Source organism: uncultured Turicimonas sp., from assembly GCF_902477955.1.
Lineage (GTDB): Bacteria > Pseudomonadota > Gammaproteobacteria > Burkholderiales > Burkholderiaceae_F > Turicimonas.
In genome coordinates this window covers 1-16,545 of sequence record NZ_CABSJB010000013.1, presented here as the reverse complement: position 1 = coordinate 16,545, position 16,545 = coordinate 1, and the positions used below count along the sequence as shown (strand labels likewise).

The 16,545-nt window shown below is 44.0% G+C and carries 16 protein-coding genes, 3 tRNA genes and 1 riboswitch; of the genes, 11 read left to right on the top strand and 8 right to left on the bottom strand.

Going from position 1 to position 16,545, the window contains the following annotated elements; genetic code table 11:
- The first annotated feature begins 34 nt into the window (after window positions 1-34).
- Complete coding sequence (locus RDK53_RS05320; protein WP_308513619.1) at window positions 35-3,493, top strand: autotransporter outer membrane beta-barrel domain-containing protein; 3,459 nt, start codon at window positions 35-37, stop codon at window positions 3,491-3,493.
- Between the two features lie 95 nt (window positions 3,494-3,588).
- On the opposite strand, the gene mscL is transcribed toward RDK53_RS05320, so the two are convergent.
- Window positions 3,589-4,080, bottom strand: coding sequence for a large conductance mechanosensitive channel protein MscL (gene mscL / locus RDK53_RS05315; RefSeq protein ID WP_066594032.1), 492 nt, complete (start codon window positions 4,078-4,080; stop codon window positions 3,589-3,591).
- Between the two features lie 170 nt (window positions 4,081-4,250).
- Here mscL and RDK53_RS05310 point away from each other — a divergent pair, with 170 nt between their 5' ends.
- From RDK53_RS05310 to RDK53_RS05295, 4 genes are all read left to right on the top strand, one after another.
- The gene (locus RDK53_RS05310; RefSeq protein ID WP_066594030.1) at window positions 4,251-4,856 is read left to right on the top strand and encodes a glutathione S-transferase N-terminal domain-containing protein; all 606 of its coding nucleotides are present in this window, start codon (window positions 4,251-4,253) and stop codon (window positions 4,854-4,856) included.
- A gap of 1 nt (window position 4,857) precedes the next feature.
- Window positions 4,858-5,253 (top strand): ClpXP protease specificity-enhancing factor SspB, encoded by a 396-nt coding sequence (locus RDK53_RS05305; protein WP_308513618.1) that lies wholly within the window; start codon window positions 4,858-4,860, stop codon window positions 5,251-5,253.
- 112 nt (window positions 5,254-5,365) lie between these two features.
- A tRNA-Thr gene (locus tag RDK53_RS05300) sits at window positions 5,366-5,440 on the top strand.
- Window positions 5,441-5,481: 41 nt separating this feature from the next.
- A tRNA-Thr gene (locus RDK53_RS05295) sits at window positions 5,482-5,556 on the top strand.
- Window positions 5,557-5,652: 96 nt separating this feature from the next.
- On the opposite strand, the gene prmC is transcribed toward RDK53_RS05295, so the two are convergent.
- The 3 genes from prmC to hemA all read right to left on the bottom strand — a co-directional run bounded on the left by prmC (window position 5,653) and on the right by hemA (window position 8,933).
- Window positions 5,653-6,465 carry a peptide chain release factor N(5)-glutamine methyltransferase gene (gene prmC, locus RDK53_RS05290; protein ID WP_308513617.1) on the bottom strand — a complete coding sequence of 271 codons (813 nt, stop codon included), beginning with the start codon at window positions 6,463-6,465 and terminating at the stop codon, window positions 5,653-5,655.
- Window positions 6,458-7,540 carry a peptide chain release factor 1 gene (prfA, locus tag RDK53_RS05285; protein ID WP_308513616.1) on the bottom strand — a complete coding sequence of 361 codons (1,083 nt, stop codon included), beginning with the start codon at window positions 7,538-7,540 and terminating at the stop codon, window positions 6,458-6,460. The genes prmC and prfA overlap by 8 nt, the downstream gene beginning before the upstream one ends.
- A gap of 103 nt (window positions 7,541-7,643) precedes the next feature.
- Window positions 7,644-8,933, bottom strand: a complete 1,290-nt coding sequence (hemA, locus tag RDK53_RS05280; RefSeq protein ID WP_308513615.1) for a glutamyl-tRNA reductase — start codon at window positions 8,931-8,933, stop codon at window positions 7,644-7,646.
- 150 nt (window positions 8,934-9,083) lie between these two features.
- On the opposite strand from hemA, the gene RDK53_RS05275 reads away from it, so the two are divergent.
- A complete protein-coding gene (locus RDK53_RS05275; protein ID WP_308513614.1) occupies window positions 9,084-9,623 on the top strand; it encodes a hypothetical protein in 540 nt (179 codons plus the stop codon).
- Here RDK53_RS05275 and RDK53_RS05270 read toward each other — a convergent pair.
- The 3 genes from RDK53_RS05270 to RDK53_RS05260 all read right to left on the bottom strand — a co-directional run bounded on the left by RDK53_RS05270 (window position 9,607) and on the right by RDK53_RS05260 (window position 11,400).
- Window positions 9,607-10,410 (bottom strand): hypothetical protein, encoded by an 804-nt coding sequence (locus RDK53_RS05270; RefSeq protein ID WP_308513613.1) that lies wholly within the window; start codon window positions 10,408-10,410, stop codon window positions 9,607-9,609. The genes RDK53_RS05275 and RDK53_RS05270 overlap by 17 nt on opposite strands.
- Before the next feature lie 92 nt (window positions 10,411-10,502).
- Window positions 10,503-11,087, bottom strand: a complete 585-nt coding sequence (locus RDK53_RS05265) for a TMEM165/GDT1 family protein (protein WP_308513612.1) — start codon at window positions 11,085-11,087, stop codon at window positions 10,503-10,505.
- 12 nt (window positions 11,088-11,099) lie between these two features.
- Window positions 11,100-11,269, bottom strand: a riboswitch (yybP-ykoY riboswitch).
- Between the two features lie 55 nt (window positions 11,270-11,324).
- Window positions 11,325-11,400, bottom strand: a tRNA-Phe gene (locus RDK53_RS05260).
- Between the two features lie 242 nt (window positions 11,401-11,642).
- Here RDK53_RS05260 and RDK53_RS05255 point away from each other — a divergent pair.
- Window positions 11,643-12,434 (top strand): DsbC family protein, encoded by a 792-nt coding sequence (locus RDK53_RS05255; protein WP_308513611.1) that lies wholly within the window; start codon window positions 11,643-11,645, stop codon window positions 12,432-12,434.
- Window positions 12,435-12,512: 78 nt separating this feature from the next.
- Entirely contained in the window at window positions 12,513-12,950 is a 438-nt protein-coding gene (locus tag RDK53_RS05250; protein WP_308513610.1) for a DsbC family protein, read from the top strand.
- Here RDK53_RS05250 and RDK53_RS05245 read toward each other — a convergent pair.
- Window positions 12,947-14,149, bottom strand: a complete 1,203-nt coding sequence (locus tag RDK53_RS05245; protein ID WP_308513609.1) for an MltA domain-containing protein — start codon at window positions 14,147-14,149, stop codon at window positions 12,947-12,949. The two genes, RDK53_RS05250 and RDK53_RS05245, sit on opposite strands and share 4 nt — an antisense overlap.
- A 101-nt stretch (window positions 14,150-14,250) precedes the next feature.
- Here RDK53_RS05245 and rpe point away from each other — a divergent pair, with 101 nt between their 5' ends.
- Genes rpe through RDK53_RS05230 form a run of 3 tightly spaced genes read left to right on the top strand, consistent with a single transcriptional unit; the run spans window position 14,251 to window position 16,404 of the window.
- Entirely contained in the window at window positions 14,251-14,943 is a 693-nt protein-coding gene (rpe, locus tag RDK53_RS05240) for a ribulose-phosphate 3-epimerase (protein WP_308513608.1), read from the top strand.
- Window positions 14,936-15,655: an HAD-IA family hydrolase gene (locus RDK53_RS05235; protein ID WP_308513607.1), complete on the top strand. Its 720-nt coding sequence runs from the start codon at window positions 14,936-14,938 to the stop codon at window positions 15,653-15,655. Before rpe ends, RDK53_RS05235 begins: the two co-directional genes overlap by 8 nt.
- Window positions 15,656-15,675: 20 nt before the next feature.
- Complete coding sequence (locus tag RDK53_RS05230) at window positions 15,676-16,404, top strand: uracil-DNA glycosylase (RefSeq protein WP_308513606.1); 729 nt, start codon at window positions 15,676-15,678, stop codon at window positions 16,402-16,404.
- Window positions 16,405-16,545 lie beyond the last annotated feature (141 nt).

Below are 16,545 nucleotides of genomic sequence, written 5' to 3'. Positions count from 1 at the left end.
CAGCGCGACAGGGCTCTTAACATAAAGGAAATTTATGCCTTCCATTTTGAAAGGCAGGGCGAAGTCGTGCCTTGTTTTGGCGGTTTTTAATGCCGCGATGTGTTTATCTTCCGTTGGTGCTCAAGAGCAATCTTCGGAAAACTGGTTGGAGATCTGGAAACAAAACGGATTCGCTCAGATCTCAGATGACGAATTAGTAGAACAATTTGCTTCTGAGGCAAAAATTGTATCTGACAGCGCCGTACTCACGGAATTCTTTGCAGATTTGACAGCGCCGGACTTTGACATTCTCAAGCCCGGTGCCTCGGTGAATTTCGGCTATGAATTCAACTCTCAGCGCCTACCTGTTCTGGCGTTATCCGATTCCTCCGTAACATTGAAACTGAATTTATTCGGGTTGAACAGAGGGGAGAACACTACCGGCATCAATCTGCTTCAAGTCAACGGAAAAACGAAATTCCTGGAAGATGTTTCTCTTTCTTTGGCATCAAAGGGTGAGACAGCGGCAATGCTGCAGGTTAATCTGTCTTCGGAGGCAACGTTTAATGCCGGATTGAACGCTCAGCAGTGGTCAGAGGCTAATAATACTTTGGTTGATATTGCTGCCGGTTCTTCGTTAATTTTAAACGGCACCTCAGAGCTTTCTTTTGAAACTCCTGGTAAGGTGGGTACAGGCATCCGGTTTGCCAAGAGTTCCTCAGTTTTAAAAGTCAACAGCTCTTTAACAATCAATGCGGCAAAAATTTTTGAAGGTGCCGGCCATATAGAGGTTGCGCCCGGTGACGAAGGAAAAATTATCCTCAACGGCTCTTTAAAAGATTTCACGGGAGATTATGTTCAAAAGGGAGGTTTCTTTGAAACTTCCGGAGAATTTAATAAAAATTCGGAAGGTTATGTTGTCGGATGGCTCTTTACCGATGTAAACATTACGACGACATCTTCTAATCTTCTCAAGATCTCAGCTTCTGACTGGGGATTGACAAGTCTTCAGGAAAGCACCTTCAGTAATGGAAGCACCTTTAATTCGATCACTTTAACAGATGCCTCTGTTTCGTTGGATTATTTACTGCGCGCACAGGAGGTCTACAAAGATTCCGTGCTTATTGCCGCGGGCGAAGTCACGGTGAGGGAAGGGCAGTTGAGCGAAGTGACCTTTGACCAACACTTCGGAGTTCTTGACAATTCGAATGTGATTCTTTCTCACGTGACTTTAAATCTTAAAGATGAGAGTCTTCTTCAGAACAAGGAAATTAAGATTGGAGCTTTGAAGCTCGATACGCAAGGGGATGTGCAGTTAGAAAACAGTAATGTTGTCCTTTACAGCGCAAAAGGTGATGTAACCGAGAACATCTCAAAGCTTATTGTGGAAAACGGCTCTTCCCTATTAATCCATGGACAAGCTAAATACTCTCATACTCGAAACTACTATGAACCGACTCTCTTAAACAGCCGAGTCCTTACCAAGGAAGGTGCCTTATTTACGCTTTCCGGTCAAGTCGCTGTGAAGTCAGGCTCCGATGTCGAGAATCAAGGAGAGATGAGAATCGCGTCAAATGCTGCGATCCGCTTCATGGATGATGTAAGCCAGAGTGAAACGGGTAGTCTGAAGATTGAGAACGACTCGACTGCACAGTTCTATAAAGATTTAAACAATGCCGGTACGGTTTTGCTTGACGGAACTTTGTTAGGTAGTTCTGTCAATAATTCAGGACAGATAATAATCCGTGGCTTAATGGCGGTTTCTTCATTGAATTTGGCATGGGGCAGCCGAGATCTATCCGGAACTGCTTTGGAAGTTCAGGAAGGAGGGATACTTAAGGTTCAAGAGCTGACTACAAAAGACAGCAGTTTTAGCTTGAAAGGGGCCAAAGACGGAGCAACTTCCTGGGCAATCATCGACAAGCTGTCATTGAATCACTCCGAGCTATCCGTTGAAGAGAATTCTGTTTTACTTTACGGATCCGGCTCATCGGGACTGAGCTTTCAAAAAGAAAGCGTAGAGGGGCTAGTTAAAGACTTCAGACTGAAGAACTATGCCATCCTTGCCGTGAATTCTTCGCTGCAATTAGATAGTTCATCGAGCATTGTCTTGGGTAGGGATGCGGTTCGGTCTAATGGTGCAAATCTTGTGTTTGGCGAGAGTTCCGCATTGCTCTTTAATCCTGCAGCTTCGGGGCCGGTCTTTACGGCGAATGGGTCAGCGTCTCTGGGTTTGGAACAAGGCAGTAAGCTTATTGTGCTTGATCCTTTTAATTTAGGATATCTCACGGATTCATCAGTTGATATTGATCAAGGGTTCATTGGAAGCGAAATTGTGTCAGCAAATCCAAATGTTCTGCTCGGACTAAAGAAGGACGCAAAAGGGTGGAAGTTTGAACGCATCGATATTGTTGAGCAAAACTTTCTTTATCCTCAAATACAGAATGCTCTCTATAACGATTTTGAAGACTTTAATGTAAATTCCGCAAATATCGGCGCCCAGTTTTTTGCGCGAGCAGATAATGAAAAATATATGAGCTCTCACCTATCGCATCGTTTGCTGGCAGAGGGTACGCAATTGTCAGCTTTAACGGGAGCTAAAACTACCGCTTATCTAAATGCTAATGAAGCGTTGAAGGGACAAATGGAAGGAATTCAGAAGAAGTTGCTCCGCAGCGGAGAGACTGAACTCTATGGCGGCATTATCGGATCAGCTGTATTTTCTAAACACATTAACTCTTACTTAGGCGAAGATAAATTTAAAGCTTTTTCTGAAGGAGTCAGAGCAGGGGCTGTGTACGCATTCACTGATTCCCTGAAGGGTGCTTTTGGAGCCAGTGCGGTCAGAACATCTTCGAAATCTTCGGGTACGGTTATAGAAGCCAAGAATAAGCAATGGAACTATGCCCTAAATTTTGCTCTGCAAAAAGAATTTGATAATTGGTTCCTTGGGTCTCAAGCAGGTTTCTATCACGCTAATAATCGCATTTCCGGTGTGATGCCGTCTTCCATGGAGATGGATGACCTGAAGTTGAAAGGAAAATTCAACTATATGAGCTTAGGTGCAGCAGCCGGAGTGCGCTTCAAAGAGTGGGGAGACATGAGCTTCCGACCCACAGTCTGGCACTATCCGAAGCATACCGAGAACACGCAAATAGGAGGGGGAGGCGCTTTTAGCCTTAAGATGAAAGCTCAGACTTTTATTGAACTTCCGCTGGAATTAAATATCAATCAAAAAATTTCAACATTTAAAGGTGTTGATCTCTCAGTGCATGGCGCCCTTGAAGGTTCTCTGAGAGTCGGGCAGACAAAAGATAAAGCGCGTCTTTCAATTCCCGGAATTAATGCCTCGCAAAAAATCGTAACGGGAGAAATTAACCGTTGGTCTGCTTCCGCTGAGTTTGGTGTTCAGGGCCAAGCTAAAAACTTTGGAGTAGCGGCTTTTGTTGCTGCCCAAACGGGAGACACACGACTTGCCGTTACAGGGGGCATTAAGGGAGTTTGGAGGTTCTAGAGACGACCTGAATTCTTTTGTGTCGAGAGTGACGAGTTCTTGATGATGAAATGGTCGAAAGATTTTTTTCATTCGACCATTTCAAATATGTGGTGTTATTGCTGCGGCTTGTTCTTCTTTAACTCAGCCAGAATTTCACGAAGCAAAATCGTATCTTCGGGAGTAACCGGAGCAGGTGCAGGTTTTTCTTCTTCGGCTTTAATTTGAGCTTCGAGTTTCTTTCTCATTGAAGACAAAAACTTGAGCATGCAGAAGATCACCAAAGCTAAAAGAAGGAAGTTGATAATGGCGGTTAAGAATGTGCCGTAACCTAACACGGTAGCGCCGGCCTTAGTGAGTGCGTCGTAGGTCATTGGGCCGGAATAATCCGCGGGCATTTTCATAACCCAGAACAAATTTGAAAAGTCCGGTTTGCCGATAATGACGCCAAGAATTGGGTTAATAATATCTTTGACAAAAGAATTAACAATATTGTTAAATGCTGCACCGACGATAACGGCTACAGCTAAATCAATAACATTACCTTTGGAAATAAAGGCCTGGAACTCTTTGAAGAATCCCGATGCCTGTTGCTGTACAGAAGCCATGAATACACCTTTCGGTTAATACTATTTAGGCTGATTCTAGAAGAAAAGATTGAAGAAATTAGCGGCTGAACTCGAAATTGGTGATTTCAAAAATTTGGGATTTTTAATCAAATATTTTAAAATTCGGATATTTAGTACATTCTCAATTAAATTAGGAGAGGAATACCCTCATGATGGTTCTTTATTCTGGCAACACTTGCCCATTCTCGCAGCGTTGCCGTTTCGTTCTTTTCGAAAAAGGCATGGATTTTGAAATCCGTGATATCGATCTTTACCACAAGCCTGAAGATATTAATGTCATGAACCCCTATGGTGAGGTTCCCATTCTGGTTGAAAGAGATCTGGTTTTATACGAATCCAACATCATTAATGAATACATTGACGAAAGATTTCCGCATCCGCAGCTGATGCCGCCTGATCCGGTTGAAAGAGCACGTGCAAGACTGACTCTCTTTAACCTTGAAAGAGAAATCTTCGTGCATGTAAAAACTTTGGAAGACAGAAACTCTACCGAAGAACAGCGCGAAGCTGCAAGACAGAAGATTAGAGACAGCTTGGTTGGTTTGGCTCCTGTCGTTGCTAAGAGAAAATATCTCAACGGCGATGAATTCTCTATGCTTGACATTGCTTTAGCCCCGCTTCTTTGGCGTTTGAGCTACTACGGCATTGAGCTTCCTCCTGCCGCTATGCCTGTTCAGAAATATGCTGAAAGAGTTTTCTCCAGACCTGCATTTATCGAGGCCTTGACTCCATCTGAAAGAGTAATGCGTAAATAAAATGTTTTTTAATAAACCTGACGTTCCTCCTTTTACTCCCTATGCTCTCAGAGCATATTACGAATGGGCCGTTGATAATTCCTATACTCCGATGATTCAAGTGAATCTTCAGAGCAATAAAGATGAAATCAACGTCCCCGCAAAATTTGAAAACGACAAAGAAATCGTTTTCAACATTAGCCCTGAGGCATGCGGAAATTTAGAAATCGGAAATGAGTTTGTTGATTTTGATGCCAGATTCGGCGGCCAGGCTCATCATATTCATTTCCCGGTGGAGAACGTGAAATTGATAGTCTGCAGAGAGTGTCAATTTGGTTTACCCATGGATCTTTTCCCGGGAAAACGGATAAAGAAAAAAGATTCAAGGCCTAAGAAACCTGTATTTACAGAGGCTTAAAAATATTAGAGGACAGATTTATCTGTCCTTTAATGTTTTTAAATGTATATTTTTGCTTTGTTCAACACGAAAATAGATTTTTTGTGTACAATGCGTACCTCGTTAGTGAGGAGCCCGTTTAGCTCAGTGGTAGAGCAACCGCCTTGTAAGCGGTAGGTCGTCTGTTCAAATCAGTCAACGGGCACCACAAATCTTCGTGGTGTATCTCTTCTCTCTAATTCTCAAGTGGCCCGTTTAGCTCAGTGGTAGAGCAACCGCCTTGTAAGCGGTAGGTCGTCTGTTCAAATCAGTCAACGGGCACCACTTCCTTTCTCTTCAAAAAGAATCCAAAAATATTCTGTTATCTCAGCGTAAGCGAGAGTGATTTTTTACTTTCGGAATTATTTTTACAGCACGAAACTACTCGGTCCAAACCGTAAATCTGTCATTACCGCCGTAATCGCGTAAAGTTTGTGCGCCCCCAAAGCTGTTTTTATCAGCCAGTTGTCTAACTGCAGAACCTTGATCCCAGCCGTGTTCAATGGCTATGACAGAAGGTTTTTCTTGAAGAGCAGACGCTTGTGAATAGATTGTTTCAATACAGCTAAGACCGTTTCCATGATCAGTCAGTGCAGATAAGGGTTCAAAGGTTAATTGCTTAAGATGCTCATCGTGCCGATCAATATAAGGCGGGTTGCTGACTATAACATCAAAGCTTTCGCCGGCAGGGAGGGCTTTAAGCCAATCTCCTTGATAAAACTTAATTTCAGCTCCTAAGTTCTCAGCGTTCTTTTTAGCTGTAGCTAAGGCATCCTCGGAGATGTCGGTGGCGATTACCTCTAAGTCCGGTCTTTCCAGTTTAAGAGTGATAGCAATACAGCCTGAACCTGTTCCGAGGTCTGCAGCTTTAGCGTGTTTCGGAATATGGTCAATCAGCCATTCAATAAGACATTCGGTGTCCGGCCGAGGAATGAGCACGGAGGGATTGACGAAGAATGGCCGAGAAAAGAATTCTTGAGTCCCAACAATATAGGGGAAGGGCTCTCCGTCTAAACGGCGTCTGACCGCTTCGGAGAGCTTGTGAATTTCGTTTTCTGAGAGGACTAAATCTTTTCTGGTTAAAGTCTGTATTTGTGTCAGGCCCAGAAAATGACAAAGGAATCCTCTCTTTTCAGATGCGGGGAGGAGTGTGGCTTGATACCACTCTCCAAGCGTCACCGGCTTATTAGGCATCGTTGCTGAGATTTGCCAGCTGTTCTGCCTGGTATTCGGCTCCTAAGGATTCGATGATTTCATCCATGTCGCCGTCCATAATGGAATCCAGTTTATAGAGAGTCAAATTGATTCTGTGATCGGTAACTCGCCCCTGCGGATAATTGTAGGTACGGATTCTTTCACTTCTGTCACCGGAGCCAATCAAGGATTTTCTCATGGAGGCTTCTTTAGACTGCTGTTCGGCAACTTGAGCAGCTTTGATTCGGGCAGCTAAGACTCCCATGGCTCTTTCTTTGTTCTTGTGCTGGCTTCGTTCGTCCTGGCATTCAACAACAATGCCGGTCGGAATGTGGGTGATTCGAACTGCACTGTCTGTTTTCTGAATGTGCTGACCGCCTGCACCGGAAGCGCGGAAAACGTCCACACGGATATCACCGGGGTCAATGACGACATCACCGATTTCGTCTTCTTCCGGAAGTACGGCAACCGTACAGGCGGAAGTATGAACCCGTCCCTGTGATTCAGTTTCCGGCACGCGTTGAACGCGATGACCGCCGCTCTCAAACTTCAATTTCGAGTAGGCGCCTTGTCCGATGATTCGAACAACGATTTCTTTGTAGCCGCCAAGGTCGGATTCACTGGCCGAAACAAACTCAATGCTCCATTTTTGGCGTTCTGCATATCGGGAATACATTCTGAAGAGGTCGCCTGCAAATAAGGCGGATTCGTCTCCGCCAGTACCTGCTCGGATTTCTAAGAAGATATTCTTGTCATCGTTAGGGTCTTTCGGCAAAAGAAGAATTTGAAGATCTTGCTCGGCTTTTTCCAAAGTTTCTTTGGCTGCTTTGATCTCTTCAGCAGCAAATTCGGCCATTTCCGGATCTTTGAGCATTTCTTCAGCAGTTTTCAGATCCTCTTCTGCGGTTTCAAATTCTTTTGTTTTGAGCACAACAGGTTCAATTTCAGCTCTTTCTTTGGAGAGAGCACGGAATTTGTTCATGTCGCTGGTGACATTCGGATCCTGCAGTGTGGTATCAATTTCTTCTAAACGTCTGGCCATTTGAGCCAGTTTGCTTCTCATTGAGTCTTTCATGTTCAACTAATTAATTGAATTTTGTGAAATTCTAATGTGTAAAGGCGTGATTTGTCTCTTCAAACACAAAAATGAGTTGAAGAAGAGGGAGAAGGAGCGATCGCTAATGGCCGTGATACAAGAAAAAGTTCTGTAAGAGGTCTAAAACTTTCTGGTAGTCTTCATCAGGAAGACTTTGATTATTTCTGAGAGTAGTAAGCGGATCGTGGATGAACTTATTCATCAAAGATTTGGACATTTGCTCCAGAACTTTTTCAGGGTCCTCTCCCTTAGCCAAGGCTCGTCTAGCCTTTTTTATTTCTCTTTCGCGAAGAGCTTCCGCTTTTTCCTTTAGAGAAATAATTTGAGGTACGGAATTTCGGGCGGACATCCAAACGTGGAATTCGTTGACTCTTTCTTGAATGAGAACTTCAGCGGCTTTCACTGCTTCCTGACGTCCTTTTATGCCTGCTTGAACTACTTTGCCGAGATCATCAACGGTATACACATAAATGTCATCGAGATTGCTGATTTCCGCTTCAATGTCGCGAGGCACTGCCAAATCCACCATAAACATCGGGTGGTGACGGCGTTTTTTAATGGCTCGCTGAGCCATTCCGAGTCCGATGATAGGCAGAGAGCTGGCGGTACAGGAAACAACAATGTCGTAGTCAGCCATTACTTCCGGCATATCGGAAAGTTTGATGGCATCAGCGCCAATCTGGCCCGCAAGAGCTTGCGCTCTTTCAACAGTTCTGTTGGCGACGGTGACTTTTTTAGGATTCTGTGCACAGAAATGCGCTGCGCACAGTTCAATCATTTCACCGGCTCCAACGAATAAGATGCTGGAATCAGAGATGTTCCCGAAAATTCTGTTGGCCACTCTGACGGCGGCCGCGGCTAAAGAAATAGATCTTGTGCCGATTTCAGTAGTTGACCGAACTTCTTTGGCTACTGAAAAAGTTTTTTGGAACAAATGGTGAAGGTACAAGCCTAAAGAACGGGCTTCTTGAGCTGTTTTTTCGGCTTTTTTAATTTGACCTACGATTTGGGTTTCACCCAAGACCATGGAGTCCAAGCCCGAGGCAACTCTGAATGCATGTCTGGCTGCTTCTTCGCCGATGTAGAGATAAAGGTGTTCTTCGAGTTCGGCAAGTTGAACTTGTTTTTGTTCCGCAATGAACTCTCTTAGACTGCGGGCTGCTTTTTCAGAATCTTGAGCTGCGCAATAGATTTCGGTACGATTGCACGTAGAAAGAATTGCAGCTTCCGAGATGCCTCCCTTGTCTTGGGGTGAGAGCATCGCTCGAATCATATTGATAGAATCTTTCAGCTCATCCGGCCCATAGGATACTTTCTCTCTCAAAGAGAGAGGGGCAGTGTTGTGATTAAGACCAAGAATAAGCAGATTCATGAAAAAACGGCGTCACAGAGTGTTTAATAAAAAACGTGAATTATAGTTGCTATGGCCAAGCATACCAACCCACTTCGACTTACCATATTAGAAATAGTGCATTATTCTTATCTTAAAGTGTAATTCTTTAGGTAGAAACGAGGAACGGTAATGACAACAAAACTACCCGTAGTTCGTAAAGAGCAGGAAAATGTCGGAGAGTCCAGACAGATTCCTACGGAAGACGATGATCTCGAAGCGGCAATTCAACGCTGTAAGAAACTCGTTACCAAAAGAGCCTTGTATAGCGCAGGGGCTTCGTTGGTGCCGATTCCCGGAGTCAATATTACCGTTGATGTTGCCTTGATGGCTTCGATCTTGAATTCCGTTAACTCGGAATTCGGACTTTCTCCCCGAGAAATAGAGAGATTATCCACGGATCAGAGGCTTCAAGTATTTGCCATGATTACGGCAGTTGGCAGTTCGTGGGCCGGAAAGTATATTACGGCTCCGTTAGTGACGGCGGTGCTTAAGAAACTAAGCGTACAGATAACGGCAACACAGGCTGCGAAATTTGTTCCGATTCTCGGACAAGTTGCCGGAGCCGGGATTTCGTTTGCAGCGATGAAGTTTATCGGGAATAAACATATCGAAGACTGCGTCAGAATTTCTCGGCTCTTTTCTCAAGCGAAATCTAAGGAGCAGGCGTAACGCCTGGATTTAAGACCGGAGCTTTGATTTGATAGCTTGGGGTCTGCAGAGGAATCATGAAGCCATTGGACAAAAGTTTCTGCACTAACAGCTGAGAGTAAAGTTCAATAGTTTTTTCATTTGAAAACTGCTCAAGAAGTGTAGTGAAGGAAGCTGTCCACAAAGCTTGATAGTCCTTTGCCAGCAAAAGCTGGATATTGCTCACTAAATACTGATTGGTAGTAACTGAGGGTGGAATTGCCCATCCTCCCCACATCGGACCGGGGCCCATGAACGGACCAGGCCCCATGAACGGTCCGGGACCGAATGGTCCGGGACCGAATGGTCCGGGTCCGAAAGGGCCGCCCCAGAAAGGATCGGGACCCCACGTCACACCGGGATTGTAGACCGTCTGGTTTTTTACACCGTTAAACGTAATGACGAGGATGTCGCTTGCCTTGGCATTCTTGGCCGCTTGTCGAAGAATCGGCAAGTTCAGGCCTCCGTTTTGAAGCAGAAAGCCGGATCCTGGGTTTAGATATTTGTACGCCGGTTCCGAAGGAATGCCGTTCAAAGTAAACGTCGTGCTCGTAATATCTTCGTAAAGCCTTTGGGTAGTCGGATCTGAGGACACCGCAACAACTAAAATTCCGGTAATGGTTTTTTGATCAAAAGTAACGCTTTGATTCAACCATTGCGAATTCATCTGAGTAGGATTGACTTGTTCCTGCACGGCTGTACATCCATTGAGAGCCAGAAACCCTGCGATGGATAGAACGAGCAGAAGTCCTCGGTAAAGTTTCTTCATATTTATCCTCTCTGTTTCTAAGACAGATGATTCAATTCTAAAAAGCTTTCCAGGTTCCTCAAACTCTCTTTCTCAGATTGAGAGTACGCAAGTTAAGAGATTTTCGGCGTGAAGTCCAAGGCTACGAAGATGCCGATGATTACAAAGAGAGCCGCGGAAATTAAGCGTACCCATTTAACCGGTATTTTTTCCGAAAGTTTGTCGCCAATCCAAACCGCAGGAACGTCGGCAATTAACATACCCAGGGTCGTACCGGCAACAATGATGAACGGGGTGCCGTAGCTGGCCGCAAGAGCAACGGTAGCAATTTGTGTCTTGTCACCCATTTCAGCCAAGAAAAAGGTAATGAAAGTAATTCCAAATACACCCCATTTTTCCATGAATTTGTTTTGAGGGATGCCATCATCGTCCATTTTGTCCGGAATAAGAATCCAAATAGCCATTGCAACGAACGACAAGGCAAGGACCCATCTCAACACATCAGGACTGAAGAGTCCGGCAAGCCAAGATCCTGCAAGCCCTGCCAATGTGTGATTAAAGATGGTCGCGACAAAAATACCTAAGATGATAGGTAACGGCTTTTTATATCGAGAAGCTAGAAGGAAGGCTAAGAGCTGGGTTTTGTCGCCCATTTCTGCAAGTGCGACAACACCGGTAGATAGTAATAGGGTTTCCATTATTGTTTTCTCTTTTCTGCCGGTAAGTAAAATCAACGATAAAACAGGCAGACCGGCGGCCGCCTTTTTATCGTTGGTCTCACCAAGCTGAAAACCGACAGCGCCATGATTTATTCAATCAAGTATGTTGACCCTGTCTTAGACACCGGAATGTCTAACGGTTACTCCCCAATGATCGGAATATCTTAATTGTAAGAAAAAATCCCAAGGACTTTTACATCCTCGGGATATTTATTCTGGTGGCTAGAGACGGAATCGAACCATCGACACACGGATTTTCAGTCCGTTGCTCTACCAACTGAGCTATCTAGCCGGCTCAATCAAGAGAAGTCGAACTATACAGGAGAAATTTTAATCGTGCAACTGTCCCGGACAAAAAGTTAAATTTATTTACATTTTGAGAAAAGTTCATTTCTTCTGCAGGCCATGCACCGCGAGATATCTTGAAACCAAAGATTAATTTTTTAAGATTGAGCAATTACTTCAACTGTTATTATTGGCCTGCTAAAGATTTATTGCTTTTCGTATTGATTACATACAAGGTTAAAGTCAGAGATGCTCAAGAAATTTATTTGTTTAGCTGTCCTTGCCGCCGTTTGCGGTGCTGGACAGGCTCAAATACCTGAACAAAAAGCCGCTCCCGCCGAAGCAAAAGAAGTTGTGCAAAGCACTAATGATTCTGCACAAGAAAAAGAGTTGGATAGAATAAGAAAACTAGCTCAAGGACGTTTGGGAGTCCAAGTCAAGCATGTGCTTCCCTCTCCGATTCCCGGACTCTACGAATTAGCCGTGAATAATGAGATTATTTACATGGATCCGACCGGGGATCATGTTTTGATGGGCGAAATCTTCAATACTCTGTCCAGAAAGAATCTCACTCAAGAAGCAAAAGATAAACTTTTGACAATTGATTTTTCTTCTTTGCCCCTTGCAGACGCAATTAAGACAGTTCACGGCAACGGATCCAGACAGATTGCCGTTTTTTCCGACCCGAACTGTTCCTTTTGTAAGAAGCTCGAGGCTAGCTTAGCCGGCATGAAGGACGTAACTATCTATACTTTCTTGTACCCGGTAATCACAGCCGGATCCAAGGAGGCCAGCGCTAATATTTGGTGTTCTAAAGATCGTGCTTTGGCATGGAAACAGCAGCTTTTGGAAGGCAAAGCTGCTCCCAAACGCGCTGCAAACTGTGATATTTCTGCTTTAGATCGTAATATTGAGCTTGGTTCTAAACTCAACATCACTGGAACCCCGACTGTCTTTGTACCTTCCGGAAAGAGAGCTCCGGGCGCAGTCGGCATTGATTATCTTGAGAACCTTCTTTCTGAAGCTCCTCAGCACCCATAACTCATTTTGGAAACTAAAGCACTTGCATTCACAGGTTCTTTTCTATAGTTCTTCTAGAATTTTTTTGGAGATTGAACAATGAAATTCGATGAAAAAAATTGGCCGGTAGAACACGCCTTTACCACTAAGTTAGGAGACGGCAGCGCAAAAATTGCAGTTTTCGCCGATCCTAACTGCGGATGGTGCAAACGTCTTGTGCAGGAAACGTTGAGCAAGATGGAAAATCTGACGGTTTACTGGTTCCTTTATCCTGTTTTAGGTGAAGACTCAGTTGTTAAGTCTGCCGTTATCCTCTCCTCCAAGACTCCGCATAAAGCTTGGTATGAATGGTGCATGGATGAAAAGGCACCGATAGGAATGTTCAAGGCTTCTCAAATGAAAGTCTTGGAAGACAACTCTCGTTTGGCTGAAAAACTCAAAATAGAAACGGTACCTGCAATCTTTTTAGAAGACGGTACAGGTCCGTTCGGTTTTATGACAGCAATGGAGCTCGGTGAAAAAATCCAGCATTCTTAACGAATATCTTCGGGAACTGCTCCCTTAGGGAGCAGTATCCATGCAGAGACATCGCTCTTTTGTTTTCCGGCATTCTTTCCGGCTTCATCTCCGAAGCCCCAGAAAAAATCAAATCTTAAAGGTCCTTTGATGGCTCCTCCTGTGTCCTGAGCGACAACAGGTCGGGTGAAATCTAAGGAGGGGTTGTCTTGAGAAGCATGAACAATCAGAGGTGTTCCCATAGGGACGAATTTTCTATCGACAGCCACAGAGGCTTTCGGAGTTAGAGGAAGCCCTTGGGCACCAATCGGACCTTCCGAGGGATCAGTTACTAGTCTCTCTTTGAAAAAGACAAAACTGGGATTTTGATCGAGAAGCTCATTTACACGAGTGGGATTTTCAACGGCCCATTTCTGAATATTTTGCATGGATAGTTCGTGTCTTTTCAGATAGCCTTTTTGAACGAGCCAAGATCCGACGGCTTTATACGGATGGCCGTTTTGGTCATCGTATCCGACACGAATAGTTTCACCAGCGGCAGTTTCCAATCTGCCGGAGCCTTGGATCTGCAAGAAGAAAACCGCGACCGGATCATCACTCCAGCCGATTGCATACTTATCTAAGTCTCTGCGTTGAACGATATGGCTTCGGTCGTCATAGGGAATAAGTTTCCTTCCCTGGAGCTTGCCTCGAAGACGCATTCCTTTCAGAGAAGGATATAAGCTGGCGAGGTCAACGATAATTAAGTCATCGGGCGTGGACAGAATCGGGATTTTGTGCCCGGAAGTTTTTTCTTTACTGATCTTCAAAAGTGGCTCGTAATAACCGGTCATGAGGCCGGATTCATCTTCGCTATATACGGTTCCCGTTTGCTTTCCGAGTTTAATTTTTGTGATTTTCCACGGAGTAAATTGAGAACGAAAGAAATATTCTGCCTCGCTGTCAGGGGTAGAGTCGGCTTTAGCACAAACTTCTTTCCATATCGCTTTTTTGCCGATGCTTCTGCAGGATACTCGAAAAGCCCGTAGGCCGGCCTGCCAATCTTCCTGAGAAATCTGATTAATAGAAGAGTAATCGTCAATTGTCGTTCTGGTTTCTATTGATGTTGGTTCATCAATTTCTTTTTCCGGTTTAGTTTTATCAGTTGTTGAGCAGCCTGCGAGCAAAAGTGCCGCAGAAACGGCGGAGAAAAAAGAAAATCGGAATACTAATTTGTGCATTTTGTTACCTCAAAGCAAGCCTACATTGTAGAGGTTGTAGGTAATAGGATAGGTGCTTGCGGGAGATTCAGCCGTTAAAATAAGCACAAAGGAGATGCCTGATGAAAGATAATCGCTTTAAGATTGCTCCGTCCATCCTATCTGCCGATTTCGCCCGCTTAGGGGCCGAAGTAGAAGATGTTATAAAGGCCGGAGCAGACTGGATTCATTTTGATGTGATGGACAATCACTATGTTCCTAACTTAACCTTCGGCCCTATGGTTTGTAAAGCCATCCGTCCATGGACTAAAGCCCCCATCGATGTACATTTGATGGTTGAACCAGTTGATAGTTTGATAGAACCTTTTGCCAAAGCCGGTGCTGACTATATTACTTTCCATCCTGAAGCCAGTAGGCATGTAGATCGCACTTTGTCACTAATCAGAGAAAATGGCTGCAAAGCAGGTTTAGTTTTTAATCCTGCTACATCACTGGATTGGCTGACCTATGAGATGGACAAAATTGATATGGTTCTGCTCATGAGCGTCAACCCGGGATTCGGCGGCCAGTCTTTTATTCCCGAGACTCTTCATAAGCTCCAAGAGTGCAGATGGATTCTTGATCAATATGAAAAAAAGACAGGCAAAAAGATTCTTTTAGAAGTTGACGGGGGCGTCAAGATTGACAATATTGCGGAAATTGCAGCTGCAGGCGCAGAAGTATTTGTCGCAGGAAGCGCTGTTTTTTCCGGAAAGAATTACGAAGGTTATAAAAAGATAATTAACAATTTTAGAAAAGAGTTGGACAGTGTCTAAGAACAAGAAAAATTTTGAAGAAGTCAAGGCAGTTTTATTTGATTTAGACGGAACTCTGGTCCATACCCTTCCCGGGCTGACTCAATTAGTCAATGCAGTGCGAAGAGACTTTGATAAGCCAGCGTTGCCCGAGGAGAGAGTGGGCCTTTATATCGGAAAAGGAATGGTCAATTTAATACACCGTTCATTGACTGATTCAATGAACGGCAGATTGGATGATCATATTTTCTCTTTAGCAGTGTCTAGTCTTCAGAAGCATGTAGAAAAAGGAGATTATGACAAAGGCACATTGTTTCCCGGAACAAAAGAGGCTCTCGAGCTTCTGAAGAAAGCAGGATTAAAGTTGGCAATTGTCACCAACAAACCATACGATATGAGTATGGAAACTTTGGACAGTTGCGGCATCGCGGATCTTTTTGACGTAGTGGTAGGAGGAGATTCGGCTCCAAGACCAAAGCCTGCAAAAGATCCTGTTGAAATGGCTATTAATCTTCTGAATGTTTCCAAAAACGAAGCTCTGATGATTGGAGATTCAGGAAATGATTCCGGAGCCGCTAAAGCAGCAGAGGTTTCTTCTATATTAGTCCGGACAGGTTGGAGTGAGGGAGTTCCTTTAGAGACGATTGCGGAAAGAGATGATGCAATCATTTTGGCTGATATTCCTGAAGTAGCAAAAGAAATTCTTGATTCCCGTAACGCTCAAAAGCAATGAATTTTTCGGACGTAAACCGATTGAAACCCGGATGGGGAAACTTAGTCAAAAATTTTTTTGATTCTCCGCAAGGACAGGTACTTACTTCCTATGTGAACAAGAGGAAAGAAGAGATCGGGGAGGATAATGTTTATCCGCCCGATCCTCTCCGTGCTTTAACTTTAATGTCCCTTGATGAAGTCAGAGTTGTTATCCTTGGGCAGGACCCCTATCACGGTCCAAACCAGGCGAACGGCCTGGCTTTTTCTGTAGCAGAAGGAATAAAACTTCCTCCAAGTCTGAGAAATATCTATAAAGAAATCATCAATGAATATTCCGGGGAAATCCCTTCCAACGGTGATTTAACTTATTTAGCTAAACAAGGCGTTCTTTTGTTGAACGCATCTTTGACAGTAGAAAAAGGAAAGCCATCCAGCCATTCCAGGATCGGATGGGAAATCCTTACGGATAATCTTGTTCGTGCGGTGGCTCAAAGACAGCGCCCGTGTGTTTATCTGTTATGGGGGAGCTTTGCACAACAAAAAAGACCAATTATTGAAGAGATTTCCGGGTCCTCTTCTTATCTGATTTTACAAAGCAACCATCCTTCTCCGCTGTCTGCACGAAGGGGACCTGTTCCTTTTATCGGCTGCGGGCACTTTAAAACTGTTAATAATTGGCTTGAAGAAAAAGGCGAAAAACCAATCAAGTGGCTTCCGCAAGAAAATTCAAAGCAAAAAACAGAAGAAAAACAATTAAATTTGCTTTGATAAATGGAAAAGTAAAAATTTTACAAATCTTTACATCAGAGTTAACTTATTGAAATATAAGTAAAAGTTGACATTCTACGCTGAATTCATAGAAAAATTTTCATCGAGAGGTTTGACAAGCTCAAAAAAGGTATTTATAGT

Excerpts from the sequence above, each read along its gene's own strand:
- prfA (WP_308513616.1), bottom strand. The coding sequence starts at position 7,540 with ATGAAAGACTCAATGAGAAGCAAACTGGCTCAAATGGCCAGACGTTTA.
- RDK53_RS05265 (WP_308513612.1), bottom strand. The coding sequence starts at position 11,087 with ATGGAAACCCTATTACTATCTACCGGTGTTGTCGCACTTGCAGAAATG.
- RDK53_RS05270 (WP_308513613.1), bottom strand. The coding sequence starts at position 10,410 with ATGAAGAAACTTTACCGAGGACTTCTGCTCGTTCTATCCATCGCAGGG.
- hemA (WP_308513615.1), bottom strand. The coding sequence starts at position 8,933 with ATGAATCTGCTTATTCTTGGTCTTAATCACAACACTGCCCCTCTCTCT.
- prmC (WP_308513617.1), bottom strand. The coding sequence starts at position 6,465 with ATGCCTAATAAGCCGGTGACGCTTGGAGAGTGGTATCAAGCCACACTC.
- RDK53_RS05275 (WP_308513614.1), top strand. The coding sequence starts at position 9,084 with ATGACAACAAAACTACCCGTAGTTCGTAAAGAGCAGGAAAATGTCGGA.
- rpe (WP_308513608.1), top strand. The coding sequence starts at position 14,251 with ATGAAAGATAATCGCTTTAAGATTGCTCCGTCCATCCTATCTGCCGAT.
- RDK53_RS05250 (WP_308513610.1), top strand. The coding sequence starts at position 12,513 with ATGAAATTCGATGAAAAAAATTGGCCGGTAGAACACGCCTTTACCACT.
- RDK53_RS05310 (WP_066594030.1), top strand. The coding sequence starts at position 4,251 with ATGATGGTTCTTTATTCTGGCAACACTTGCCCATTCTCGCAGCGTTGC.
- RDK53_RS05320 (WP_308513619.1), top strand. The coding sequence starts at position 35 with ATGCCTTCCATTTTGAAAGGCAGGGCGAAGTCGTGCCTTGTTTTGGCG.
- RDK53_RS05255 (WP_308513611.1), top strand. The coding sequence starts at position 11,643 with ATGCTCAAGAAATTTATTTGTTTAGCTGTCCTTGCCGCCGTTTGCGGT.
- mscL (WP_066594032.1), bottom strand. The coding sequence starts at position 4,080 with ATGGCTTCTGTACAGCAACAGGCATCGGGATTCTTCAAAGAGTTCCAG.
- RDK53_RS05305 (WP_308513618.1), top strand. The coding sequence starts at position 4,858 with ATGTTTTTTAATAAACCTGACGTTCCTCCTTTTACTCCCTATGCTCTC.
- RDK53_RS05245 (WP_308513609.1), bottom strand. The coding sequence starts at position 14,149 with ATGCACAAATTAGTATTCCGATTTTCTTTTTTCTCCGCCGTTTCTGCG.